Here is a 22,694-nt window from a genome sequence, read left to right as displayed (position 1 = left end):
TCATTTACTCAGGAGTCAGACTCATGAAAACCCCGTTTACCTGGCGCCGTACCTTGTTGGGTCTGGCTGCGGCGGGTGTCATCGGCCACTGTGCGGCGTTCTCTTTCGGTGGCGAAGAGGCGGTCGTCATTCCGCCGCCAGCCCTCGACGAAACCACCCAGGCCCACAGCGAAACGGCGGTCTTCGCCGGCGGCTGCTTTTGGGGCGTACAAGGCGTGTTCCAGCACGTCAAAGGTGTAAAAAAAGCCGTGTCGGGTTATGCCGGCGGTGCAGCGAACACCGCCCGCTATGAGCGTGTCAGTGATGGCGATACCGGTCATGCGGAATCGGTCGAGGTCACGTTCGATCCGGCGCAGGTCAGTTACGGCACCTTGCTGCAGATCTATTTCTCGGTGGCGCATAACCCCACCGAATTGAACCGTCAGGGGCCCGACAGCGGCACCCAGTATCGGTCGGCGATCTTCCCCGAGAACACCGAACAGCAGCGCGTGGCCAAGGCCTACATCGCTCAACTGAACACCGCTCATTTATTCAACAAGCCTATTGTGACCACGCTTGAAACCTACAACGGTTTCTACCCGGCCGAGGAGGAACATCAGGACTTTCTGACCGAGCACCCGACGTATCCGTATATCGTGATCAACGATCTGCCGAAGGTGGCCCAATTGAAACAACTGTATCCAGAGCGGTATCAGGAGAAACCGGTACTGGTGAAGGCGGGGAGCAGCAGTTAGCCGGAAATCACATTCTTGCCAGCGACTTTCGACCGATACAGCGCCTGATCGGCCCTCGCCAGAAGGCCGGTCTGTTGCTCTTCTTCGAAGCGCTGGACCACACCAAAACTCATGGTCACGTGAAATTCGCCCACAGGCGGCAGGCTCTCCAGCCCATGGCGGATGGTCTCGGCCAAGGATCGGGCGTCGGCCAGCGAAGTGTTGGGCAGGATCATGATGAACTCGTCGCCGCCCCAGCGCGCCAATAGAGCGCCTTCGCGCACGTAGCGCTTCACGCTTTCGACGACCTGCACCAACGCGGCATCTCCCAGCGCATGACCGTAGTAATCGTTGATGTTCTTGAAGTCATCGATGTCCATGGCGATCAGCGATAACGGTTGCCGAAAACGTTGGGCTCGCTCGCATTCCTGGGGCAGGGTTTTCTCTAGAAGATAGCGATTGGCGATCGATGTCAGTGCATCGGTTTCCGCCAGTTTGCGGTTTTCTTCCAGTTGAATCTGTAACTGCTGATTGACCCGGGACAACTCCCGGGTGCGCTCTTCGACGATGGCTTCAAGGGATTGATTGCGCCTCTCCATCTCTTCGAGGAGGCGTTTCTTGTCGTCGATGCTGCGGTGAGCGCCGACCATTCGCGCGACCGATCCGTCGAGATTGCGGGCCAGTATGTAACCGCGATCTTCGATCCAGGTGTAACTGCCGTCCTGTCTGCGACAGCGATACTCGGCTTGATACCCCGGCGTCCGTTGATTCAAGTAATCATCGAACACGGCCATCACCCGCGGGAAATCGTCGGGGTGGATGACGTTTTCCCAGGTAAACACGGTGTTGTCCAGGGAGTGCGCGGCATAGCCAAGCATCTCGTACCACGCTGGATTGCGGTAGACGAAACCGGTGTTGGCGTTCCAGTCCCAAATACCGTCACTGACCAGTTCCAGAATGGTGTGCAACATGTCTTCGTTCAAATCCGACATATTGAATTTCAACGGCTCGATATTTGATGCCTCACCCATCACCGCTCTCCCTGCCGCACTGATATCAAAGTGACCCGTCAGTCGCGGAGAGTAAGGCATGGCCTATTGTTGCGGCTAGTGTTTGCCCCACTTCTGCATGGCAAAGTCGACGAAGCGACGTAGTTTCGGCAACCGGTAGCGATCCTGGGCATACAACAGGCTCATTGGCCGACTCAGCTGGAAGTCCGGCATCAAGGCCACCAGTTTGCCGTCGCGCAAATCCTGCTCGACCAGGGCATCGGGCAACATCACGACACCCATGCCCGTGCGGGCGGCTTGGTGTAGGCCCGCCGAACTGTTGATCACCATCGGCCCGCTGACCGTCACCATGACTTCGCCTTCAGGCCCGCTCATACGCCATTGTTTACCCACGGAATGCCAGTCGTCGCCGACCGGATACGCAAAGGACAGGCAGTCGTGATGTTGCAGATCTTCGGGTTTTGTCGGTGTGCCGCGACGTGCCAGGTACTCTTTCGAGGCGCACATGGTCAGGGTGTAGTCGATCAGTGGGCGGGCGATCAGGTTGGTGGGTTCGAGAGCCCCCAGGCGAAACGCCACGTCCAGACCGTTTTCGAGCAGGTCAGGGCGCCCGTTGGTGAGCACCACATCCAGTTTGACTTGCGGGTACTGCAGGGTGAATTCGCTGAGCGCGGGCGCGAGTCTTTCTGTGCCGAAGGTCAGGGGCGCCGTGATGCGCAAGGTGCCGGTCGGTGTGTCCTGGCTCTGTTCCGCCAGTCGCTCGGAATCTGCCACCAATCCCAGCACCTCAAGGCAACGCTGGTAGTACGCGGTGCCGAATTCGGTCAGGCGCTGGCGCCGTGTTGTCCGGTGAAGCAAGCGCACGCCAAGGCGTTGCTCAAGGGCTCGAAGGTGATTGCCGACCATGGTCGTGGACATATCGCCCTGCTGGGCCGCCGCCGTCATGCTGCCGGTTTCCACCACTCTTACGTAAACCGTCATTGCCTGGAACAGATCCATTATCAAGCCCAGCTTTAAGATGATTGAAGTGTTGCAGCGTTTATCCAGCTCAGGTGGCTAACCATACTGCAAAAACACCGACAATTGATGGAGCTTGATGTCATGACCGCCGCTTGCCTGATGACCACTTACCAACCTCTGGCCCTGAGTTTCAACAAAGGCCTGGGCACCCGACTTTGGGATCAGGACGGTCGTGAGTATCTGGATGCGGTGGCTGGTGTGGCGGTGACCAATGTCGGCCACTCTCATCCCAAAATCGTCTCGGCGATCAACGAGCAAGCCGGGTTGTTGTTGCACACTTCCAATCTCTACAGCATCGAATGGCAACGGCGACTGGCGCAGAGATTAACGATGTTGGCGGGCATGGACCGGGTGTTCTTCAACAATTCCGGAGCCGAAGCCAATGAAACCGCGCTGAAACTCGCGCGGCTTTACGGCTGGCACAAAGGCATCGAACAGCCGCTGGTGGTGGTCATGGAAAACGCTTTTCATGGCCGCACCCTGGGCACCTTGTCCGCAAGCGATGGCCCGGCCGTGCGCCTGGGCTTCAATAAGCTGCCGGGCGACTTCGTCAAAGTGCCGTTTGGCGATCTACCGGCGCTGGAAAAAGTGCAGCAAGCCCATGGCCACCGCATCGTGGCCATCCTGATGGAGCCGATTCAGGGTGAAAGCGGCGTTCAGGTGGCGCCTCCTGGTTACCTCAAAGCCGTTCGTGAACTGTGTAACCGGCGTGGGTGGCTGATGATGCTCGACGAAATCCAGACCGGCATCGGTCGTACCGGCCAGTGGTTCGCGTTTCAGCACGAAGGCATCGTCCCGGACGTCATGACCCTGGCCAAAGGCCTCGGCAACGGCATCCCCATCGGCGCCTGCCTGGCCCGGGGCAAAGCCGCCGAGTTGTTCACCCCCGGCAGCCACGGCAGCACCTTCGGCGGCAATCCGCTGGCGTGCCGGGTCGGTTGCACCGTGCTGGAAATCATCGAAGAACAAAAGCTGTTGGAAAACGCCAGGCTCCAGGGTGATCGCCTGCTGGCCAGGCTGCGTGCCGAGCTGTCAGATGACCCCAACGTCCTGGCGATTCGTGGCCAGGGCTTGATGATCGGCATCGAACTGAAACAGCCTATCCGCGACCTGACCCTGATCGCCGCCCGGGACCACGGTTTGCTGATCAACGTGACACGGGGCAAGACCATACGTCTGCTGCCACCGTTGACGATTGATGAGCGGGAGGTGGAGATGATTGTCAGAGGGGTTTGTCGGGCGGTGAGCGCCGCCTAGTGGAGATCGTTCCCACGTCGAGGCGTCGAACCGTCTGCGTGGGAATGCCTCAATGGACGCTCTGCGTCCGCTTTGGGACGCGGAGCGTCCCGAGCTGCATTCCCACGCAGAGCGTGGGAACGATCAAACAAGCTGCATCAAAGAAATAAGTTGTTCCGCAGTAGTTTTCTTTGATTGCAGTGTTCAATCGATCTGAGCAAACGATCTGCATTGTTGCTGGACTTCAGAAGATAGGCGGTGTCATCGCGTGTTTTGAAATGGGTGACCGTTTTTTTTTCGTTGCGCTCGCTACAGTGCGAATGTTTGGGGAACTGCATCGTATTCTCCGGCGTGAGTTGACCTGCAGTATCCATCGACCATCCCAAAGACGTTTCCGAGACGTGCGTAATCCCATTCCTACTTACCTGCCATCAACAAGCACCACATCTGTTATGTAGATCGTTCCCACGCTCTGCGTGGGAATGCCTCAATGGACGCTCTGCGTCCGCTGTTGGGACGCGGAGCGTCCCGGGCTGCATCCCCACGCGGAGCGTGGGAATGATCAATATTCGATATGAAATTACTCGGGTTGCAACAGGGAATTGGCGAATGCGCTCACATCTGCCCAATCCACCAGCTTGATTTTCGAACCACTGAACCCTTCAAACAATTGTCGGTGCGCGTTAAATCCGCAAGAGTCTTCGCGCAACCGATAACTGCCAGCCCATTCCAGCAGAGCGATCAGCAACGCGTCATCGTCCTGCCGGTTTTCTCGCTGGCGGATATTGGCGACGCAGGTGGCGTCGTCGACGCACAGCCAGACAAGCGCTGTTGCACGGTGGATAAGTTCGCTGACGATCCAGCCGTACACACCTTCGATCACCCAGCGTGGTTCATCCGCCGCGATCCGTGCCATGGCGAGTGCGTCGGCGCGGGGGCGGGCGATGCTGCATTCGTCAGACACCCAGTGGATCTGATCGAGATCAACCCACGGCGCCTGAAGTTGTTCGGCCAATCGTTTAGCCAGCCAACTTTTGCCTGAGCCAGAGTTGCCGATGATCAAGGTTCGGGAGAGGTTCATGGCGGCTCACACGCTTAGTCGTCGTTGTCGGGCGCAACCATCCGCGTCTTTGGCGCGCCGTTGGAGTTGTGCTGATAAATAGCCTGCGGTTGTCCTTTCTCATTGAAGAACACTTGGCCGATCCCTGCCGAATTCCACAGCCGTTCGCCCGCGTTGGCATGCTCGGGGACGTGCGGAATGATGCGCATGCGGCGGCGTTTGGTGAACCAGTTCAGCGGCGAGCGCGGCGAGTAGAGCCAGCGATTGAGGCGGTCGAACCATTCGAGCAGGGCGGGTGGGAATTCATTCTTGATGCCGCTGCTGGTGATCTGCCAGATGTGAGGGCCGGCCTTGCGGTGTCGGATCAGCACTTCGTAGACGAAGGAATAATGCACATCACCCGACAGCACCACGTAGTTACCGGGTGTACGCGAGTGGCGGAAAATGTTCAGGATCACCTGGGCCGCGCCGCGATGGGCCATCCAGTTTTCAGCGTCGACGAGCAGTGGATAACCGCACCAGCTAAACACTTTCTGTACGGTTTCAATCAGCTTGACGCCGAAGATCGGTGCCGGCGAAACGATGATCGCCGACGAGTGATCGAGCAGTTCCTGTTGCAGTTCGCTGAGCGCTTCCCAGTCCAGCAAGCCTGAGGGTTGCTTGAGGTTCATCTCGCTGCGCCAGCGTCGGGTGCGGGTGTCGATAACCACCAGCGCCGGGGTGGTGGGCAGCACGTAATGCCAGTGCTGAAAGCTCAGCAACTCATCGATCAAAGCATCCTGCGCCGGACTGTCGAGATAACGGTCATCCCCGGTGGCGCTCAACAAACGGGTTTTTTCCAGGACATCGTCGAACGCATCCGGATTATTCCCCCAACCCTGGCACAGCATGTAAGCGATCAGCGCGTTACCGATGATGCGTTTGGAGAACGGATGACCGTAGGCCGTTTCCTCCCATTGCGCGGAAAGATTCCAGTCGTCGGTGATGTCATGGTCGTCGAAAATCATCAGGCACGGCAGGTGCGCCATCGCCCGCGCGACCGCGCCCAGGCCAGCCTTGAAGTGATCAATGCGTGTTTGCTCGAGGGCATAACGCTCGCGCCTTGCCGGCGTCAGCACCGGTGGTTGTGGCGCGATCAGCGTCCAGGGTGTCGGCGACCAGACCAGCAAATACATGGCCATGACTTCGGCGAACGTCACCAAATGGTTGTCGGCGCTACTGCTGGTGAAAATCGGTTTGCGCGCGCCACCGAAAAATCGCTCGCGCAGGGTTTCGTTGCTCTCCAGCGCCGGTAACAAATCCGCGCGATGGTAGTAGCTGGCGGGATGCTCGTAGAGCCTGGCGCTGTCACTGACCACGGCGCCTTCGAGGTGTTCTTCGAACAATCCCAGGCGCTCGATCAAGGCATGAATCGCCCGCAGCATCGGTCCCGCCACATCGTCAGCGTAAATCTGATCGCCGCTCATCATTAACAGCGCCGGGCGCTGCGATGCGTCATGTTCGGTCGCCAACAGCTGATCAACGCAAAGCAAACCGTCCGCCGCCGGGTGGTGAGGTTTGCGGCAAGAGCCATGCAGCAATTGATCGATCCGCGAGCGCAAAACAAAGTTCGGGCAGCGCGATTCGCCGTACAACAGATGAGGCGCCCAATGGGCGATGCCTTCGTCGGCGCCATCAATCAGCAGGTCGTATTCGATCAGCGTGTCGCAGGGCAGGGCGGTCGTCAGGGGCACATCGATCAGGTGGATAAACGCGTGAGTGCCCACCGGGATGATCGTGCATTGCCCCGCGTTGAAGTGAATGTCGCCGACGCCTTGCAGACGCAATGTCAGCGACAAGGCCCGGGTTCCCACCAGCCAAAGCACCAGGCGCGTGGGCTCCAGACGCCGCAACAGCGGGCCGGCGAGGACCGGAGGCAGAGGGTGATCAGGCGAAGACATGGGCATGCAGGTTCACAACTCTTGGCGCACAGAGCGCGCGATGATAGCGCAGCCAGCGTCCAGGATTATCTGATGGCCACTGGCTCGCAGCTGAATCTGTAACGCCGCGTCGAGGGGTGATGGGGGTGGAGGGTGATCATTTGGCCGGAAAGATCAATGCCCACAACACTAATGTGATGGACGCCGCCACCAGACTGCTAAATCCGGCAATCACATGACGTGCGACCGGATACTCCTCTGGCTTGAATCGGCCACTGACGAAGCGCCATGTCCCGACGAAGGCGCCAATGATCGCCATGAACGAGTATAGAAAGTAGGCTGGTTCCCGTGTTCTGGTTTCATCGGGGGCGAGGAATATCAGCACGACAATACCGATCATCAAACTGGCTAATGCACCGGTCAGGTTGGCGAACAACAGATTGAAGCTGCCGCGGTTCCTCACTATCCAGAACCAACTTCCCGCTGACGCAGCGAAGAACACCAAGATTGCCATGAGTACCATTCATTCTTCCTTGTTAACAATGTTGTCCATTGTTCTTTGAGGTGAGGCGATGGCGTGCACGATAGCAAATCAGTGGCAGGGTGTTGAAGTGAGAGGGGCGATTCAACAGGCAACGAAAGGCGCAAGATGATTGCCTGGGGTGGGCATCACAAATCCCAGACACTGAACACAACCCAATGTGGGAGCGGGCTTGCTCGCGATGGCATCAGTTCAGTCAGCAATCATGCTGAATGTTTTGACGCCATCGCGAGCAAGCTCGCTCCCACAGGTTTTTTAGCCAGTCTCAGGATCGCGTGAACCTAAGCCTCCCAACCCGCCCCGCTGACCGCTTCTTGCGCCAGCGGGAGCAAGTCGGCCCCATGATGCTCGGTCTGCCAGGCCAGCAATTCCTTACGCATGCCGGGCGTCCAGTACATCTGCAGATGATTACGCACACCGAGCACGGCTTTTTGATGGTCCGGTTCGATGGCGAAGTACTGGGCGATCTGGTTGACCATCTTGATTAGGTTCTCCGTGCTCATCGGCGCACCTCCGCTTTAGCGCCGCGGGCATGCCGGCGTTCCTTGAGCAAACGGTCCTGTTCATCACTGAAGGCCTGGTAGCGTTTTTGCCACTCGGAAGGATGGTAGACGCGGCTGACTTCCACGGCGGTGACCTTGTACTCCGGACAGTTGGTCGCCCAGTCGGAGTTGTCGGTGGTGATGACGTTGGCCCCCGATTCCGGGAAGTGGAACGTGGTGTACACCACGCCCGGTGCGACCCGTTCGGTGACCCGCGCCCGCAGTACGGTCTGGCCGGCGCGACTGCCGATGCCGACCCAGTCACCTTCGTTGATGCCACGGCTCTCGGCGTCGGTCGGATGGATTTCCAGGCGGTCTTCGTCGTGCCAGGCAACGTTTTCAGTACGCCGTGTCTGTGCGCCGACGTTGTACTGGCTGAGGATGCGCCCGGTGGTCAGCAGCAGCGGATAGCGACTGTTGACCTTTTCTTCGGTGGGCACGTAGCCGGTCAGCATGAAGCGCCCTTTGCCGCGCACGAACTCCTCGATGTGCATGGTCGGCGTGCCGTCCGGTGCCTCGGCGTTGCACGGCCATTGCAGGCTGCCGTGGCGGTCCAGTTCGGCGTAGCTGACGTTGGTGAAGGTCGGCGTCAGGCTGGCAATTTCATCCATGATTTCTGACGGATGTTTGTAGTTCATTGGATAGCCCAAGGCGTTGGCCAGGGCCACCGTGCCTTCCCAATCGGCCAGGCCTCCGAGCGGTTCCATGACCTTGCGCACCCGCGAAATGCGTCGCTCGGCGTTGGTGAAGGTGCCGTCTTTTTCCAGGAACGAGGCGCCCGGCAGGAACACGTGGGCGAACTTGGCGGTTTCGTTGAGGAAAATGTCCTGCACCACGATGCATTCCATGGCCGACAGGGCTGCGGTGACGTGTTGGGTATTCGGATCGCTCTGCGCGATGTCTTCGCCCTGGCAGTACAGGCCCTTGAAGCTGCCGGCCAAGGCAGACTCGAACATATTGGGAATGCGCAGGCCCGGGTCCGGTTGCAAAGAGACGTTCCACGCCTGTTCGAATTGCGCCCGAACCACCTCGTTGGAGATGTGCCGGTAGCCAGGCAACTCGTGCGGGAAGGAGCCCATGTCGCAGGAGCCCTGAACGTTGTTCTGTCCACGCAGCGGGTTCACGCCTACGCCTTCGCGGCCGATGTTGCCGGTGGCCATGGCCAGGTTGGCAATGCCCATGACGGCGGTGCTGCCCTGGCTGTGTTCGGTGACGCCCAGGCCGTAATAAATCGCTGCGTTGCCGCCGGTTGCGTACAGGCGCGCAGCGGCGCGGATGTCGGCAGGCTCTACACCGCAGACAGGACCCAGGGCTTCCGGCGAGTTCTCTGCGCGGCTGACGAATTCGCGCCAGTGGTCGAAATCAATGTCCTCGCAACGGGCGTCGATAAAGGCCTGGTTGAGCAAGCCTTCGGTGACGATGACGTGGGCCAGGGCGTTGAGCATGGCAACGTTGGTGCCCGGACGCAGAGCCAGGTGCAGTTCGGCGCGGGCATGCACCGAGTCCACCAGATCAATGCGCCGAGGGTCGATGACGATCAGCCGCGCGCCTTCACGCAGACGGCGCTTGAGCTGCGAGGCGAACACCGGGTGGGCATCGCTGGGGTTGGCGCCCATCACCAGGATCACGTCGGCCTGCATCACCGAGTCGAAACTCTGGGTGCCGGCGGACTCGCCCAAGGTTTGTTTCAAACCATAACCGGTCGGCGAATGGCAAACCCGCGCGCAGGTGTCGACGTTGTTGTTGCCGAACGCGGCGCGCACCAGTTTTTGCACCAGATAGGTTTCTTCGTTGGTGCAGCGGCTGGAGGTGATGCCACCAATGGAATCGCGACCGTATTTTTGCTGCACCCGGCGGAATTCGCTGGCGGCGTAGGTCACCGCTTCATCCCAGCTGACTTCCTGCCAAGGGTCGTTGATGTGTTTGCGGATCATCGGCTTGGTGATGCGATCCGGGTGAGTGGCGTAGCCCCAGGCAAAGCGCCCTTTGACGCACGAGTGGCCGTGGTTGGCGTGGCCGTTCTTGTCCGGAACCATGCGCACCAGTTGATCGCCTTTCATCTCGGCGCGGAACGAGCAGCCCACGCCGCAATAGGCACATGTGGTGATCACGCTGCGCTCGGGCTGGCCCAGTTCGACCACGCTTTTTTCCATCAGCGTCGCGGTCGGGCAGGCTTGCACACAGGCACCGCAGGACACGCATTCCGAGTCGAGGAAATTATCGCCACCGGCCGCCGCCACCCGGGATTCAAAACCGCGCCCGGTAATCGTCAGGGCAAACGTGCCCTGGGTTTCTTCGCAGGCGCGCACGCAGCGGTTGCAGACGATGCACTTGCTCGGGTCGTAGTCGAAGTAAGGGTTGGAAGTGTCCTTCACGTCGGCCAGGTGGTTGTCGCCTTCATAGCCGTAACGCACTTCCCGCAGGCCGACCTGACCGGCCACGGTTTGCAGCTCGCAGTTGCCATTGGCCGAACAGGTCAAGCAGTCCAGCGGGTGATCGGAAATGTACAACTCCATGACGTTGCGGCGCAGGGTCGCCAGCTTTGGCGTCTGGGTGTGCACGGTCATGCCTTCGGTGACCGGCGTGGTACAGGACGCGGGATAGCCGCGCATGCCGTCGATCTCCACCAGACACATGCGGCAGGAGCCGAAGGCTTCCAGGCTGTCGGTGGCACACAGTTTCGGAATCGTGGTGCCCAGCAACGCGGCGGCGCGCATCACCGAAGTGCCTTCAGGCACGCTGATGCTGCGACCGTCGATGTTCAGGGTGACTTGCACGTCGCTGTCGCGGGCGGGTGTACCCAGGTCGATATCGGTTTTCGGGTCGAAGAGAGTAATCATTGGTCGGCCTCCGAGGGTTGCAGACCGAAGTCGGCGGGGAAGTACTTGAGGGCGCTGGCCACCGGAAACGGGGCCATGCCGCCCAACGCACACAGCGAACCGTATTGCATCGTGTCGCACAGGTCCTTGAGGATGATCACCTGTTCTTCGCGACCGCTCTGGTCTGGCGCGGCGAGCAGGCGGTCGATCACCTCCACGCCCCGGGTCGAGCCGATGCGGCACGGCGTGCATTTGCCACAGGATTCCTCGGCGCAGAACTGCATGGCGAAACGCGCCATTTGGGCCATGTCCACCGTGTCATCCGCCACCACTACACCACCGTGACCGAGCATCGCGCCGATGGCGGTGAACGCTTCGTAATCCAGCGGCGTGTCGAATTGCGACGGCGGCACCCAGGTGCCGAGCGGGCCGCCGACCTGCGCGGCCTTCAGTGGCCGGCCACTGGCGGTGCCACCGCCGTAGTCTTCCACCAGTTCGCGCAAGGTCAGGCCAAACGCCCGTTCCACCAATCCGCCGTGACGAATATTGCCCGCCAACTGGAAGGGCATGGTGCCCAGGGAACGGCCCATGCCGTAATCGCGATAGAACTGCGCACCCTTGGCCAAAATCAGCGGCACCGAGGCCAGCGTCAGCACGTTATGCACCAGCGTCGGCAGGCCGAACAGCCCTTGCAACGCAGGGATCGGCGGCTTGGCGCGTACGATCCCGCGCTTGCCTTCGAGCGAGTCGAGCAGCGCGGTTTCTTCACCGCAGATGTAAGCACCGGCGCCGACGCGCACTTCCATATCAAAAGCCAGGCCGCTGCCGCCGACATTGGCGCCGAGGTAACCGTTGGTCCGGGCAATCTCCAACGCCGCACGCAAGGTGGCCACAGCCTGTGGATATTCCGAGCGCACATAGATGTAGCCATAGGTGGCGCCGACGGTAATGCCAGCAATGGCCATGCCTTCGATGAGCAGGAAGGGGTCGCCTTCCATCAACATGCGGTCGGCGAAAGTGCCCGAGTCGCCTTCGTCAGCGTTGCACACGATGTATTTCTGCGCCGCCTGGGTGGCGCGTACGGTGCGCCATTTGATCCCGGCCGGGAACGCCGCGCCGCCACGGCCACGCAGGCCGGAGTCGAACACTTCCGTCGCGGCCTGCTCGCCGCCAATGGTGACGGCTCTTTTCAAACCCTCGAAACCGCCATGAGCCCGGTAATCGTCCAGCGACAGCGGCTGGGTAATGCCGGCGCGGGCGAACAACAGGCGTTGTTGAGACTTGAGATAAGGCAACTCTTCCACAAGACCCAAGGCCAGTGGATGAGCGGACGGCTCGCCTTGCAGCGCATCGAGCACGGACGGCACATCGGCAGCAGTCAGCGGACCAAAGCCGATACGGCCTTGCGGGGTGTCCACTTCCAGCAGCGGTTCCAGCCAGTACAAGCCGCGAGAACTGGTGCGTTGCAGGTCCACATTAGTCTGATTCGAGAGGGCCGAGGCCACGTCATCAGCGCCGACCGCACGGGCCAGCGAATCACACGGTAAATAGAGAGAGGGCATCATGCGTCCTCCCGGCAAGCGTCGAGCAAGGCATCGAGACGCTCGGGATTCAGCCGCGCATGCACCTGACCATCCAGCTCCAGAGCGGGCGAACAGGCACAGGCGCCGAGGCAATACACCGGACGCAGGCTGATACTGCCGTCAGCGCTGCTGCCGTGATCGTCCAGTTGCAGGCGTTCACGCAATTGCGCGGCAAGCTGCTCGGCACCACGGCTCTTGCAGGACTCGGCGCGGCACAGACGCAAGATATGCCGAGCCGGCGGCGCAGTGCGGAAGTCATGGTAAAAGCTGATCACCCCACGAATCTCCGCCTGACTCTGATTGAGGGCGTGGGCAATCTCGGGGATGGCGGCATCAGGGATGTAACCGATGCCCTCCTGAATCTCATGGAGAATGGGCAACAGTGCACCCGGGGAGCGTTTATGACGCTCCAGCACGCTGTTGACCATCGGCAATTGCAACATCTCATCAGGCATACAGCATTCCTCACGGTCACGGACAAACCAGGCGGTTGTCGGTCGTCCGAAAGTGTCGGCTGCGGCATTCACACCACGTCACGGAATCGTGGCATTTTCAGGCCGTTGGCCAGGGCACCCTGAGCGGGCATCTTGTTGTGCCCGGCACGGTCTTCGCCGCACCTCATAAAGGGCATTAAGGCAGCTTGCCACGCCGCTTTTGATTCATCTGCACCAAAGCGACGTGCTCAGTTCTGCCTACGACTCTCCATTAAGTCTAGAAGAGCGCAAAGCGTAGCGTTTGCTCACCAAATATCTTTCAAATACCCCGTGAGTACGATGAGCGGCCCATTGACCTCGCTTGTGCCAAGCTGAAAGGAGGTTGAAACGCCGAGCATTCAATTGCCGGTCAGGCTAACCCCCCAAAGGGCCCATGACATGAACATCATTCATGCAGCACACGTGCGTCGAGAGTTCTACAAAGCAGTCAGGTTCTACTTTCACGTGGTCTGGCCGATTTTTTCCGTCCTGCTGTTCTTTATTGTGCTGTTCGGTCTGATCATCAGCTATCTGGAAGGATGGGACCCTTTTGACGGTATCTACTTCGCGTTCGTGACCGGCCTGACCATCGGTTATGGAGACTTCGTCCCGAAACTGGCCGTCTCGCGGGTGCTGGCGATTTTGCTGGGGTTTAACGGAGTGCTGATGACGGCAATATTTGCGGCGATCTGCATTCGGGCGATTGAGAATGCGGTGCGGGCGACAGAACACTTGGAGTAGGGGACGCGGCGACGTAGTAGCAAATGCGCTTTGACGTCATGCTCACGGTATTCATTTGAAAAACAGGGAAAGACTGATGATTGATTTCAACAACAAGGGATTCTTCAAACTCAAGCAAAACGACGAATACGCCGAACGCGTTTCCGACCTTTTGATCGACGGCGAACACGTCATCGACTCTTATAAATCCATGCGCGACGGCGTGGTGTTTACCAACAAACGCATCATCGCGGTCAACGTCCAAGGCATCACCGGAAGCAAAAAAGACTTCACCTCATTGCCCTACAAAAACATCGTGGCGTACTCGGTGGAAACCTCAGGCACGTTCGACCTGGACTCCGAACTAGAGATTTATTTCTCATCGCTGGGAAAAGTGAAATTCGAATTCACCGGCAGGACATCAATGGTGGAAATCTCAAAGCTGATATCCCAGCATTTGCTGTGACCTAAACACTAAAAAGCCCCGAAAAAACTCGGGGCTTCGACTGACTCAATACACATCAAATGTGGGAGCGAGCTTGCTCGCGATAGCGCCAGACCAGCCAACATCAATGTTGAAAGCTAGCGTCTCCCGTTTAGCCATCGCCGCCATCCGCTTGGGCGTAGTCTCAAACCAGTGTTTTATGTGCCGTTAACGTTGACATAGTCACCAGGCTTCGACAGCATCAACCCCAATCGCGCCCGATCCTCTGGTGCTGGCTTAGTCCGGCATTACGTTCGGGCCTTCTTGTTTCTGAAACATGGAAGTTGGCTTAACCGCCCCCCCTGTGGGAGCGAGCCTGCTCGCGAAAAATTCAAGGCAACCATCACTCCCCGCTGAATGCCCCAGCCCGCGACCAAACCCGTCCCCACATGCGTTATGCCTGACGTCTAAAAACCGGAAGCTACTCTTCAGCCTCCGCTGCCTGCTTCGACATAGGCGCAACTTTCCGATCCCGCGTCAGCACCTTCACCGCATCATCAACCACCGCCTTACTCATCGCCGTCAAATAATGCGCGGCCCAAGAGTGGCGGTCGGTGTCTGTGGCGTAGGCAGCATCTTCATTCAGCTTCTTGGCGAGGAAGAGAAAGTCAGAAGCCATGGATAAGGCATCACCAAGCGGGACGCCGCGGGTGACGTGAAACAGGGGTTGATCGACGCAGTAGATGGCAGGGGTTAGGCCGATGGTTTTCAGCTCTGATTGATCGGTCATTTGCCACCTCCGGTGACGGAGATGCGGTGGGCGAGGGTGGACAGTGGGGCGTTACGCAACAGGGAGTCGCGTTGAGGGAAAAGCCAGATTTTGTACGTATCCATACAGCGCATTGTGAAGCTCCTTAATTTTTAAGAGCTGCCACAATTCGTTACCAAGCGAATGGGTGGCAGCTGTGCGCAGGTTGGTAAACCGGGAAATCAAGGAAACCGGCACGTCCGAAGACGTCCCACGCACAGCCGCCATAACGCAGATCGCAGGCGAAAAAAAAGCGCCTGCGAACGCATGGCACTGTTGCGCAGTGATTTACCTCGGGTTACCAAGCCCGGCCGCTGAATTGGCAGCGACGGTGGGAGGGTATCGTTCAGCTTCCTTTCGTGCAACCTCTAAGGCTTCACTCCAAAATCATCATCCACGAGCAACGCAGCTAGCGATAATGATGGATTGATGGCGATTGGCTTGTACGTGCATCTATAACAAGCGATGATCGCTCACAAAGCAAAAAAGTTTCATTTACGTGAGGGACTATTCGTACTCAACGTCAAAGTTAAAGAAAACTTCAAATGTAAACACTCACCCAAAAAATTTTTGAGTGGGCGGCTGTGAGACGGCAGTTAGTATGTTTTGGGGAGGGGGCGCGACAAATAAGAGTTTAATATACTGCTGTGACATTATGGTCTTGTTTTTGCTGGCTTATTGGAGTGTAAGGAATGGAAGGTTCACAAAAGTTTTTTTCTGAGGAAAGTACGCGGTCTGCAATAAATGGTTTTTTGTCTGAAATGAAACTTCCCGGTTTTGAAGCGAGTATTGATGGGGAGATGCTGGCTTTTATTGAAGTGGCATTATCGAAATTTTTATTGAAACCTGAAGAGTTTGATAGGGGCTGCCCATATAATATTAAGCATGTAAGTGGCCAGTTTAAATCCTACCTTCTTGGTCGAGACCATGATTCTGAAGGAGAAGGTCGAATTTTTGTTTTTTGCTATAGGTTTTTTTCGGAGTTTAATTTTCATCGGGATGATGATTTTCCTGGAAGTATTGCTTTTGATGTGGGGCAGGCACTAAACAAAATAAGGTATCGTACCTCTGAAGTGCCGAAAGATATAAAAGATCAAATTGTTTATGCTGATAATTTTATGCCGGTAGCTCTTTCAAAAGAATACTTATCTAAGGCTGAATTTGGTCTGATGCGTGAGTTTGATGTGAAACACGCAGGGTTAGCCGATTTGATTGGTGAGTTGGACCTAAAGCTCAAGAAAGATAAGGCTGATGTTCAGGTTTTACATAATGCCTTGAGCAGTTATAAGGATGGGTTTAATTTTGTCGGTTTGTATAAAGGCTTTGATGATATTGCCAGGTCAAAAAGAAACTCGGCAAGGATGAGCGTTATAGTAATGTGTACGTTGGCTGTGCTTATGGTTTTTCCTTTCGCTTGGAAGATATGGCAAATCGTGGATGGAGGGATTCACCCTGTTTTCAATACAGAGCTTTTTGTAGCTTTTGTCGGGTTTGATTTATTGTTGTTGTATTTTTTTAAGGTGGTTTTTCATGGGTATAAATCCGTTAAAGGGCAGTTAGTGCAACTTGATTTGCGTCGAGCAGCTTGCCAGTTTATTCAAAGTTATGCGAAATATGCTGCTGAGATCAAGGGGCAGAATTCGGCGTTGTTAGAGAAGTTTGAAGCGTTGGTTTTTAGCGGGATTGTTGCAAATGAAGATAAAATACCTTCGACTTTTGATGGCGTTGAACAGTTGTCTAAAATGATTGAGAAGTTTAAAGCTCCATAGTGGGGCGTTTAGTTTGCTGGTGTTTCTAGCGTAGAAAGGTAACAGATCTATTTTCATCCACTCTGGGCGCGAAAGCGGCTTGGGCTTCTTCAGTTAAAGCGATTTTTTCTGCATTTCGCGGTTATTTTTAGGGCCTAGCCCCGATCAGCCCTAGTGGGGGCTGATCGCTGAATGAGGACTACGCATATTGCCCGACGATTATTAATCGGCGCGCTGTTCTGGTAGGTTATGACGCTCAAAAGGATTTTTGACAGGAGGTCAAAGTGGCTAAGCCAGCAGCGCGTAAAAGCGATCCATACAGTTGTCCTTTGCCGGGGCACGGTACCAACCCAATCGCATCAGGATCTCCCAACGTATTCTTCGACGGTCTCTCCGCCGCGCGTCAGGGCGACACCTGCACTTGCGGTAGTGCGCTCTCTTCAGGGCTATCTGCGACCGTGTTCATTAACGGCAAGAATGCAGCAACCATCGATACCGGAGGCGCCCACGGCGGCATCGTGATTGGTGGTTCGGGTACGGTAATAATTGGCGATACCCACACACCCTGCGAATTTGTTCCACCTACACCGTTGACGGGGTTCGCGAGCTGGATCGGGTTCAGAATTCCTGCTGACGAAAGCTATGAAGGCTTATCGTGCACCGCGCATTTTGAGGATGGGTCATCACTGCCTGGTGTATTCAATAGAGACAACGCCGTTAAGTTTACGAATCCGTCCGGTCAGACATGTGTGATGCTCAAGTTTGACGATGATGCCCCTGCCGGTGCGTTGTCTCTCACAGAGAGTTTTTTGAACAGAATATTAGGATAAGGAACGTCCTATGACAGAACCATACCTCGTCACCGGCAGCTATGTCGTTCAGCGTGAGCACGCCTTACAAGATTCTCCGCTCGATAGGGCGTTAGAGCTGATGGAGGGCACCGCACTTAGATTCTCTCTGGACGCGATTTCCGACGAGAAGGTCCGGGCGAGCTACCTGAAAAACATCAAGCGTATGTCACAGCAGACATTGGCCGATGTGAAGGCCGGGAAAATCACCGCGCGAGACGGCGTACAGTTCAGCCATGAAATGCGAAACAAGATCTTGATGGAGCACCGCAAGGTCACCTCTGTGCAGGGCTTGGCTATCGTGCAAAAAAAGAAGGCCGACGGAAGAACGCTTCAAGCCCTTTTTGATCGTTACTCCAAGGAGCTATTCAAAAAAAGTTACGATAGCCTTTCACCGGCGGAGCAGAACAAGGTTCATTACACAATTTTGGAGGCCGCAGGGCGGGACAATTCCAAGTTCACAAATGGCACTAAAAAAATGCAGCTAATGGGCAAACTTGGCATTTTGATTACGGCTGCTCTCGCGACTTATCAAATTCTGAATGCTGAAAACAAACAAAAGGAAACGGCGCGTCAAGGACTCATAGTGGGCGGCGGTGCGGCGGGCGGTATTCTGGCAGGGCTTGGAGTCAGCGCTCTCTGTGGGCCGGGCGCCCCGATTTGTGCATTTGCAGTTGTGTTTCTGGGAACTGTTGTTGGCGGCGTCGCAGGCGGAACGGTCGCGGACTCGCTTGATGAGGAATTAGAGGAGTTTTCACATTGGGATATTCTTTGAGTCAATCTGAGTTGACAAAAATTAGGGTCGCGCTCTCGGATCCGTTCAATGATTTCCCGGTTGATTACGATTACATAGCGAATCAGGTGAGAGGAGTTGATCCTCAAACCCTCTACGAGATCCTTTACTCCGAAGTCGCGCCTGTGTGTTTTACCAATATTGCGGCGGCCCTTCCAACGGTATGGACAGGCTTCGATCCTGACTCCCTCAACGCCATGATTGAAGAAAGGCGCGCCGCCCGGAAAAACAACTGGTTTCGTAGGCAGTTCGACAAACTACTTGTTCGTTGGTTGGAACATAATTACGGGTACATCTGGAAGGAAATCGTCAGCAGGCTGTGAGTTGACAGCGATGTTTGATTTGCTTTGAGTTTAGCGCCATCACCAAAAAGGGCCCGTCAGGGCCTTTTTCAGATGCAGTTTGTTTTACTTGAGCTACCAACTATCGACGATGCGGAGGAGAAGGGGATAGATTTATTATTCACGCACTCGGGTCAAGCGATGGCTATCAGCTCACCACAATCCCTGTGGGAGCGAGCCGTCAGGCCGGTTCCCCGATGCACCACCACTGTACCGCGACCTCATCGTCAGGTTGAGTTACGTCATGCCCGTGCTCGATGAAATTTGCTGGTGAGTGCAACGCTAGAGCATGACTGATCCGCTCTGGCATGAGAGCGTTAGTTTCACCGAGAAAACCCAGATAATAATCTCGGTCATAGAAGAGGGTGACCTCGCTCTGATGAACCCACGGCCATACCAGTAGGCAAGCGACGCGGTAGTAACCCTGAGAGTGGTCAGCAGCGTTGGACAGGTGGTTAGCGGCTTCGAGCAGTTACTGAATGCAGAAGGCCTGAACTTCGATCCGCGCTCGCGGGCCTTGAATCAAGGCCTCGTGCACAGGGATCTTCCAATGTGTGTAGCGCTCCATGTGCGCGGATCGCGGGTAAAACTCGTCGCGAAAACTGGAGGCCCAGCGTTCCAGAGCGCGAAGGCGGCGGGCAATGCCTCTGAGTGGTTTGTTGTTGAGGGCGATTTGCCTCATTGAAACGTCCTTGTGATACCGAAAAGGTCTTTCGTTGCTGTCTGCTGACGCAATTGAAAAGTGGGCAGATAGATTTCCATATCAGCCAAGACCCTGGCCAGCACTAGTCGGTGTGAAGGGTTACTAAACTTTGCCTCACCCGATTATTTACTGAATGTCTTTCAAGTAATCCTTAAGTGCGATGAGCGGCGCATTGAGCTGCTCCATCGTCCGCGCATTGCCAAAATCAGCTGACAACCTTTGCAGCTCACGCCCAAGCGGCGTATCAACACCACCTATAGCGTCCAGCGCCAAACCAATGCAGTGCGCCACTCGAAACTGAATCCCCTCAACATCCCCCCGCCGCACCAGCAACCCAAACACCTCCCGCTCATAATCACTCATGATCGGATCATCCCGCAGGATCGGACTTTCCCCCTCCCGCTCATAAGCCAGCTTGAGGGCGAAAAGGGCAACGGTTTCCAGTGGCAATTCCATTGTGTGAATCCTTGATTCGTTGGCTGGGCGGGTTTGGGTTGTGGCGCTTTGAAAGCAAGATCAAAAGATCGCAGCCTTCGGCAGCTCCTACAGGTCGGAGGGGTGGCAGTCACTTTTCTGTAGGCGAAAAAAAAGGCCTTGCTAAGCAAGACCTTTCTTAATTTTGGTGCCCCGAGGGAGACTCGAACTCCCACTCCTTTCGAAAACGGATTTTGAATCCGCCGCGTCTACCAATTCCGCCATCAGGGCTCAATGGCGGCGAAGTATAGAGATGAGATTACCGTCGGTCAATCAGGTACATAGAGAATTTTCACTATTTCGGCTAGACTTCCGGCCCCTGCTAGACGAACCCCATCATGCGCGTTGCTGACTTTACTTTCGAACTCCCTGATTCGCTGATTGCTCGCCACCCTTTGGCCGAGCGTCGCAACAGTCGCCTGTTGACCCTTGATGGGGTCAGCGGCGCCCTGGCACACCGTCAATTCACTGATTTGCTTGAGCATTTGCGCCCGGGCGATTTGATGGTGTTCAACAATACCCGGGTGATTCCGGCGCGGCTGTTTGGCCAGAAGGCTTCCGGCGGCAAGCTGGAAATCCTGGTGGAGCGGGTGCTCGACAGTCATCGCGTGCTGGCCCATGTGCGCTCCAGCAAGTCGCCCAAGCCAGGTTCGAAGATCCTGATCGATGGCGGTGGCGAGGCCGAGATGCTGGCGCGTCACGATGCGTTGTTCGAGCTGGGGTTCGCCGAAGAGGTGTTGCCGCTGCTCGACCGTGTCGGGCACATGCCGCTGCCACCTTATATAGATCGCCCGGATGAAGGCTCGGACCGCGAGCGTTATCAGACGGTGTACGCCGAGCGCCTGGGCGCGGTGGCGGCGCCGACGGCGGGGCTGCATTTCGATCAGCCGCTGATGGAGGCAATTGCCGCCAAGGGCGTCGAGACCGCGTTCGTGACCTTGCACGTCGGTGCGGGCACTTTCCAGCCGGTGCGCGTCGAGAAGATCGAAGATCACCACATGCACACTGAATGGCTGGAAGTCGGTCAGGACGTGGTCGATGCCGTGGCGGCTTGCCGCGCTCGCGGTGGTCGTGTGGTGGCGGTGGGGACCACCAGCGTGCGTTCCCTGGAAAGCGCCGCGCGTGATGGCGTACTCAAGCCGTTCAGTGGCGACACCGACATCTTTATCTACCCGGGCCGGCCGTTTCATGTGGTCGACGCCCTGGTCACCAACTTCCATTTGCCCGAATCCACGCTGTTGATGCTGGTTTCGGCGTTCGCCGGTTATCTCGAGACCATGGCCGCCTATAAAGCCGCCGTCGACAACGAATACCGCTTTTTCAGCTACGGTGATGCGATGTTTATCACCCGTAATCCCGCACCACGTGGCCCTGAGGACAAAGAATGAGTCGCCAAAGTCGTATGTCGTTTGAGTTGCTTGCCACAGACGGCAAGGCTCGTCGCGGTCGTTTGACCTTCCCTCGCGGTACCGTCGAGACCCCGGCCTTCATGCCGGTGGGCACGTACGGCACGGTCAAGGGCATGCTGCCGCGGGATATCGTCGCCACCGGCGCGGAAATCATTCTGGGCAACACCTTCCACTTGTGGCTGCGTCCTGGCACGGAAGTGATCAAGAAGCACGGCGACCTGCACGATTTCATGCAGTGGAAAGGCCCGATTCTGACCGACTCCGGCGGTTTCCAGGTGTTCAGCCTGGGCGCCATGCGCAAAATCAAGGAGGAGGGCGTGACCTTCGCCTCTCCTGTGGACGGCGCCAAAGTCTTCATGGGCCCGGAAGAGTCGATGCAGGTCCAGCGTGACCTGGGCTCGGATATCGTGATGATCTTCGACGAATGCACGCCATACCCGGCCGACGAAGACGTCGCGCGGGTATCGATGGAGCTGTCGTTGCGCTGGGCCAAGCGTTCCAAAGAAGCCCATGGCGACAACACGGCGGCGCTGTTCGGCATCGTTCAGGGCGGCATGCACCAGGATCTGCGCATGCGCTCCCTGGAAGGCCTCGATAACATCGGTTTCGATGGCCTGGCCATTGGCGGTCTGTCGGTGGGCGAGCCCAAGCATGAAATGATCAAGGTGCTGGATTACCTGCCGGGTCAGATGCCGGCTGACAAACCTCGTTACCTTATGGGCGTTGGCAAACCGGAAGATCTGGTTGAGGGTGTGCGCCGCGGTGTGGACATGTTCGATTGCGTGATGCCAACCCGTAATGCCCGCAATGGGCATCTTTTCATTGATACCGGCGTGCTCAAGATCCGTAACGCGTTCCATCGCCATGATGATTCGCCGCTCGATCCGACCTGCGATTGCTATACCTGCCAGAACTTCTCCCGTGCTTATCTGCATCACCTGGACAAGTGCGGCGAAATGCTGGGAAGCATGCTCAATACCATCCATAACTTGCGTCATTATCAAGTGCTTATGGCTGGTTTGCGCGAGGCTATTCAACAGGGTACATTGGCCGCCTTTGTCGATGCCTTCTACGCCAAACGCGGGTTACCTGTTCCGCCTTTGGACTGAGTTTTCTGACCCCAAGATTCAACATTTGCAACTGGAGTGCTAAATGAGCTTTTTTATCTCTAATGCCATGGCTGACGCTGCTGCACCGGCAGCTGCCGGCCCAATGGGTGGCGGTTTTGAGTGGATTTTCCTGGTCGGTTTCCTGGTCATCTTCTACCTGATGATCTGGCGTCCACAGGCCAAGCGCGCCAAAGAGCAGAAGAACCTGCTGAGCAGCCTGCAGAAAGGCGACGAAGTTGTGACCACCGGTGGTATCGCCGGCAAGATCACTAAAGTAGCCGACGATTTCGTTGTTCTGGAAGTTTCCGACACTGTCGAAATGAAGTTCCAGAAGGGCGCCATTGCCGCGACGCTGCCAAAAGGCACGCTGAAAGCGATCTAAGTTTCAACTTCATATTCAA

23 protein-coding genes and 1 tRNA gene are annotated in these 22,694 nt (G+C 56.9%); 11 read left to right on the top strand and 13 right to left on the bottom strand.

The genetic code is table 11. The features are described from left to right. Positions 1-23 precede the first annotated feature (23 nt). Positions 24-734 (top strand): peptide-methionine (S)-S-oxide reductase MsrA, encoded by a 711-nt coding sequence (gene msrA / locus K5K95_RS03235; RefSeq protein ID WP_222588356.1) that lies wholly within the window; start codon positions 24-26, stop codon positions 732-734. Here the strand turns inward: msrA and K5K95_RS03230 are convergent. Together K5K95_RS03230 and K5K95_RS03225 are read right to left on the bottom strand one after the other, a co-directional pair. Further along, a complete protein-coding gene (locus K5K95_RS03230) occupies positions 731-1,744 on the bottom strand; it encodes a sensor domain-containing diguanylate cyclase (RefSeq protein WP_222588355.1) in 1,014 nt (337 codons plus the stop codon). The two genes, msrA and K5K95_RS03230, sit on opposite strands and share 4 nt — an antisense overlap. Before the next feature lie 75 nt (positions 1,745-1,819). Next, positions 1,820-2,722 (bottom strand): LysR family transcriptional regulator, encoded by a 903-nt coding sequence (locus K5K95_RS03225; RefSeq protein ID WP_222588354.1) that lies wholly within the window; start codon positions 2,720-2,722, stop codon positions 1,820-1,822. Between the two features lie 102 nt (positions 2,723-2,824). On the opposite strand from K5K95_RS03225, the gene K5K95_RS03220 reads away from it, so the two are divergent. After that, positions 2,825-4,000, top strand: a complete 1,176-nt coding sequence (locus K5K95_RS03220; RefSeq protein WP_222588353.1) for an acetylornithine transaminase — start codon at positions 2,825-2,827, stop codon at positions 3,998-4,000. A gap of 559 nt (positions 4,001-4,559) precedes the next feature. Here K5K95_RS03220 and K5K95_RS03215 read toward each other — a convergent pair. From K5K95_RS03215 to K5K95_RS03185, 7 genes are all read right to left on the bottom strand, one after another. Beyond that, entirely contained in the window at positions 4,560-5,060 is a 501-nt protein-coding gene (locus tag K5K95_RS03215; protein WP_222588352.1) for an adenylate kinase, read from the bottom strand. A 14-nt stretch (positions 5,061-5,074) separates the two neighbouring features. Further along, the gene (locus tag K5K95_RS03210; RefSeq protein WP_222588351.1) at positions 5,075-6,985 is read right to left on the bottom strand and encodes an alkaline phosphatase D family protein; all 1,911 of its coding nucleotides are present in this window, start codon (positions 6,983-6,985) and stop codon (positions 5,075-5,077) included. Between the two features lie 130 nt (positions 6,986-7,115). Next, positions 7,116-7,481 (bottom strand): hypothetical protein, encoded by a 366-nt coding sequence (locus tag K5K95_RS03205; RefSeq protein WP_222588350.1) that lies wholly within the window; start codon positions 7,479-7,481, stop codon positions 7,116-7,118. Positions 7,482-7,780: 299 nt separating this feature from the next. Next, positions 7,781-8,002 (bottom strand): formate dehydrogenase subunit delta, encoded by a 222-nt coding sequence (locus K5K95_RS03200; RefSeq protein ID WP_090180382.1) that lies wholly within the window; start codon positions 8,000-8,002, stop codon positions 7,781-7,783. Continuing rightward, on the bottom strand, positions 7,999-10,881 hold the full coding sequence (gene fdhF / locus K5K95_RS03195) for a formate dehydrogenase subunit alpha (protein ID WP_222588349.1): 2,883 nt from the start codon (positions 10,879-10,881) through the stop codon (positions 7,999-8,001). Before fdhF ends, K5K95_RS03200 begins: the two co-directional genes overlap by 4 nt. Next, complete coding sequence (locus tag K5K95_RS03190; RefSeq protein WP_222588348.1) at positions 10,878-12,425, bottom strand: formate dehydrogenase beta subunit; 1,548 nt, start codon at positions 12,423-12,425, stop codon at positions 10,878-10,880. Before K5K95_RS03190 ends, fdhF begins: the two co-directional genes overlap by 4 nt. Then, positions 12,422-12,898 (bottom strand): formate dehydrogenase subunit gamma, encoded by a 477-nt coding sequence (locus tag K5K95_RS03185; protein WP_222588347.1) that lies wholly within the window; start codon positions 12,896-12,898, stop codon positions 12,422-12,424. Before K5K95_RS03185 ends, K5K95_RS03190 begins: the two co-directional genes overlap by 4 nt. A gap of 417 nt (positions 12,899-13,315) precedes the next feature. Between K5K95_RS03185 and K5K95_RS03180 the strand changes: the two genes are divergently transcribed. After that, positions 13,316-13,657, top strand: coding sequence for a potassium channel family protein (locus tag K5K95_RS03180; protein ID WP_222588346.1), 342 nt, complete (start codon positions 13,316-13,318; stop codon positions 13,655-13,657). Positions 13,658-13,733: 76 nt separating this feature from the next. Next, complete coding sequence (locus K5K95_RS03175) at positions 13,734-14,102, top strand: PH domain-containing protein (protein WP_090180398.1); 369 nt, start codon at positions 13,734-13,736, stop codon at positions 14,100-14,102. Positions 14,103-14,541: 439 nt separating this feature from the next. Here K5K95_RS03175 and K5K95_RS03170 read toward each other — a convergent pair whose 3' ends face one another. Beyond that, positions 14,542-14,850: a DUF3077 domain-containing protein gene (locus tag K5K95_RS03170; RefSeq protein ID WP_222588345.1), complete on the bottom strand. Its 309-nt coding sequence runs from the start codon at positions 14,848-14,850 to the stop codon at positions 14,542-14,544. A 710-nt stretch (positions 14,851-15,560) separates the two neighbouring features. On the opposite strand from K5K95_RS03170, the gene K5K95_RS32985 reads away from it, so the two are divergent. From K5K95_RS32985 to K5K95_RS03150, 4 genes are all read left to right on the top strand, one after another. Continuing rightward, positions 15,561-16,637, top strand: coding sequence for a hypothetical protein (locus K5K95_RS32985; RefSeq protein WP_261398132.1), 1,077 nt, complete (start codon positions 15,561-15,563; stop codon positions 16,635-16,637). Positions 16,638-16,900: 263 nt separating this feature from the next. Beyond that, the gene (locus K5K95_RS03160) at positions 16,901-17,446 is read left to right on the top strand and encodes a PAAR domain-containing protein (RefSeq protein WP_222588344.1); all 546 of its coding nucleotides are present in this window, start codon (positions 16,901-16,903) and stop codon (positions 17,444-17,446) included. 10 nt (positions 17,447-17,456) lie between these two features. Then, on the top strand, positions 17,457-18,239 hold the full coding sequence (locus K5K95_RS03155) for a hypothetical protein (RefSeq protein WP_222588343.1): 783 nt from the start codon (positions 17,457-17,459) through the stop codon (positions 18,237-18,239). Continuing rightward, on the top strand, positions 18,224-18,580 hold the full coding sequence (locus tag K5K95_RS03150) for a hypothetical protein (protein ID WP_222588342.1): 357 nt from the start codon (positions 18,224-18,226) through the stop codon (positions 18,578-18,580). The genes K5K95_RS03155 and K5K95_RS03150 overlap by 16 nt, the downstream gene beginning before the upstream one ends. A gap of 199 nt (positions 18,581-18,779) precedes the next feature. On the opposite strand, the gene K5K95_RS32980 is transcribed toward K5K95_RS03150, so the two are convergent. The 3 genes from K5K95_RS32980 to K5K95_RS03135 form a co-directional block, all read right to left on the bottom strand. Beyond that, positions 18,780-19,049 (bottom strand): DUF3916 domain-containing protein, encoded by a 270-nt coding sequence (locus K5K95_RS32980; RefSeq protein WP_261398169.1) that lies wholly within the window; start codon positions 19,047-19,049, stop codon positions 18,780-18,782. 378 nt (positions 19,050-19,427) lie between these two features. Beyond that, complete coding sequence (locus K5K95_RS03140; RefSeq protein WP_222588341.1) at positions 19,428-19,757, bottom strand: hypothetical protein; 330 nt, start codon at positions 19,755-19,757, stop codon at positions 19,428-19,430. Positions 19,758-19,921: 164 nt separating this feature from the next. Further along, positions 19,922-20,006, bottom strand: a tRNA-Leu gene (locus tag K5K95_RS03135). Between the two features lie 107 nt (positions 20,007-20,113). On the opposite strand from K5K95_RS03135, the gene queA reads away from it, so the two are divergent. From queA to yajC, 3 genes are read left to right on the top strand one after another with little or no spacing between them, the layout of a single operon-like run. After that, the gene (gene queA / locus K5K95_RS03130) at positions 20,114-21,163 is read left to right on the top strand and encodes a tRNA preQ1(34) S-adenosylmethionine ribosyltransferase-isomerase QueA (protein WP_222588340.1); all 1,050 of its coding nucleotides are present in this window, start codon (positions 20,114-20,116) and stop codon (positions 21,161-21,163) included. A 14-nt stretch (positions 21,164-21,177) separates the two neighbouring features. Continuing rightward, positions 21,178-22,293, top strand: a complete 1,116-nt coding sequence (gene tgt / locus K5K95_RS03125; RefSeq protein WP_167360532.1) for a tRNA guanosine(34) transglycosylase Tgt — start codon at positions 21,178-21,180, stop codon at positions 22,291-22,293. A 43-nt stretch (positions 22,294-22,336) separates the two neighbouring features. Next, positions 22,337-22,675: a preprotein translocase subunit YajC gene (gene yajC, locus K5K95_RS03120; RefSeq protein ID WP_007916913.1), complete on the top strand. Its 339-nt coding sequence runs from the start codon at positions 22,337-22,339 to the stop codon at positions 22,673-22,675. Positions 22,676-22,694: the final 19 nt, after the last annotated feature.

The organism is Pseudomonas sp. DR48 (assembly GCF_019823085.1).
Classification (GTDB): Bacteria; Pseudomonadota; Gammaproteobacteria; order Pseudomonadales; family Pseudomonadaceae; genus Aquipseudomonas.
The sequence above is the reverse complement of the archived record's forward strand: the minus strand, read 5'-3'. Positions and strand labels throughout refer to the sequence as shown.

What these genes read in the sequence shown, in the direction of transcription:
- K5K95_RS03215 (WP_222588352.1), bottom strand. Translation starts at nt 5,060, where the DNA reads ATGAACCTCTCCCGAACCTTGATCATCGGCAACTCTGGCTCAGGCAAA.
- K5K95_RS32985 (WP_261398132.1), top strand. Translation starts at nt 15,561, where the DNA reads ATGGAAGGTTCACAAAAGTTTTTTTCTGAGGAAAGTACGCGGTCTGCA.
- K5K95_RS03175 (WP_090180398.1), top strand. Translation starts at nt 13,734, where the DNA reads ATGATTGATTTCAACAACAAGGGATTCTTCAAACTCAAGCAAAACGAC.
- K5K95_RS03210 (WP_222588351.1), bottom strand. Translation starts at nt 6,985, where the DNA reads ATGCCCATGTCTTCGCCTGATCACCCTCTGCCTCCGGTCCTCGCCGGC.
- K5K95_RS03225 (WP_222588354.1), bottom strand. Translation starts at nt 2,722, where the DNA reads ATGGATCTGTTCCAGGCAATGACGGTTTACGTAAGAGTGGTGGAAACC.
- K5K95_RS03205 (WP_222588350.1), bottom strand. Translation starts at nt 7,481, where the DNA reads ATGGTACTCATGGCAATCTTGGTGTTCTTCGCTGCGTCAGCGGGAAGT.
- K5K95_RS03185 (WP_222588347.1), bottom strand. Translation starts at nt 12,898, where the DNA reads ATGCCTGATGAGATGTTGCAATTGCCGATGGTCAACAGCGTGCTGGAG.
- K5K95_RS03140 (WP_222588341.1), bottom strand. Translation starts at nt 19,757, where the DNA reads ATGGAATTGCCACTGGAAACCGTTGCCCTTTTCGCCCTCAAGCTGGCT.
- queA (WP_222588340.1), top strand. Translation starts at nt 20,114, where the DNA reads ATGCGCGTTGCTGACTTTACTTTCGAACTCCCTGATTCGCTGATTGCT.
- yajC (WP_007916913.1), top strand. Translation starts at nt 22,337, where the DNA reads ATGAGCTTTTTTATCTCTAATGCCATGGCTGACGCTGCTGCACCGGCA.
- K5K95_RS03170 (WP_222588345.1), bottom strand. Translation starts at nt 14,850, where the DNA reads ATGACCGATCAATCAGAGCTGAAAACCATCGGCCTAACCCCTGCCATC.
- K5K95_RS03200 (WP_090180382.1), bottom strand. Translation starts at nt 8,002, where the DNA reads ATGAGCACGGAGAACCTAATCAAGATGGTCAACCAGATCGCCCAGTAC.
- K5K95_RS03180 (WP_222588346.1), top strand. Translation starts at nt 13,316, where the DNA reads ATGAACATCATTCATGCAGCACACGTGCGTCGAGAGTTCTACAAAGCA.
- fdhF (WP_222588349.1), bottom strand. Translation starts at nt 10,881, where the DNA reads ATGATTACTCTCTTCGACCCGAAAACCGATATCGACCTGGGTACACCC.
- K5K95_RS03190 (WP_222588348.1), bottom strand. Translation starts at nt 12,425, where the DNA reads ATGATGCCCTCTCTCTATTTACCGTGTGATTCGCTGGCCCGTGCGGTC.
- msrA (WP_222588356.1), top strand. Translation starts at nt 24, where the DNA reads ATGAAAACCCCGTTTACCTGGCGCCGTACCTTGTTGGGTCTGGCTGCG.
- tgt (WP_167360532.1), top strand. Translation starts at nt 21,178, where the DNA reads ATGTCGTTTGAGTTGCTTGCCACAGACGGCAAGGCTCGTCGCGGTCGT.
- K5K95_RS03155 (WP_222588343.1), top strand. Translation starts at nt 17,457, where the DNA reads ATGACAGAACCATACCTCGTCACCGGCAGCTATGTCGTTCAGCGTGAG.
- K5K95_RS03230 (WP_222588355.1), bottom strand. Translation starts at nt 1,744, where the DNA reads ATGGGTGAGGCATCAAATATCGAGCCGTTGAAATTCAATATGTCGGAT.
- K5K95_RS03220 (WP_222588353.1), top strand. Translation starts at nt 2,825, where the DNA reads ATGACCGCCGCTTGCCTGATGACCACTTACCAACCTCTGGCCCTGAGT.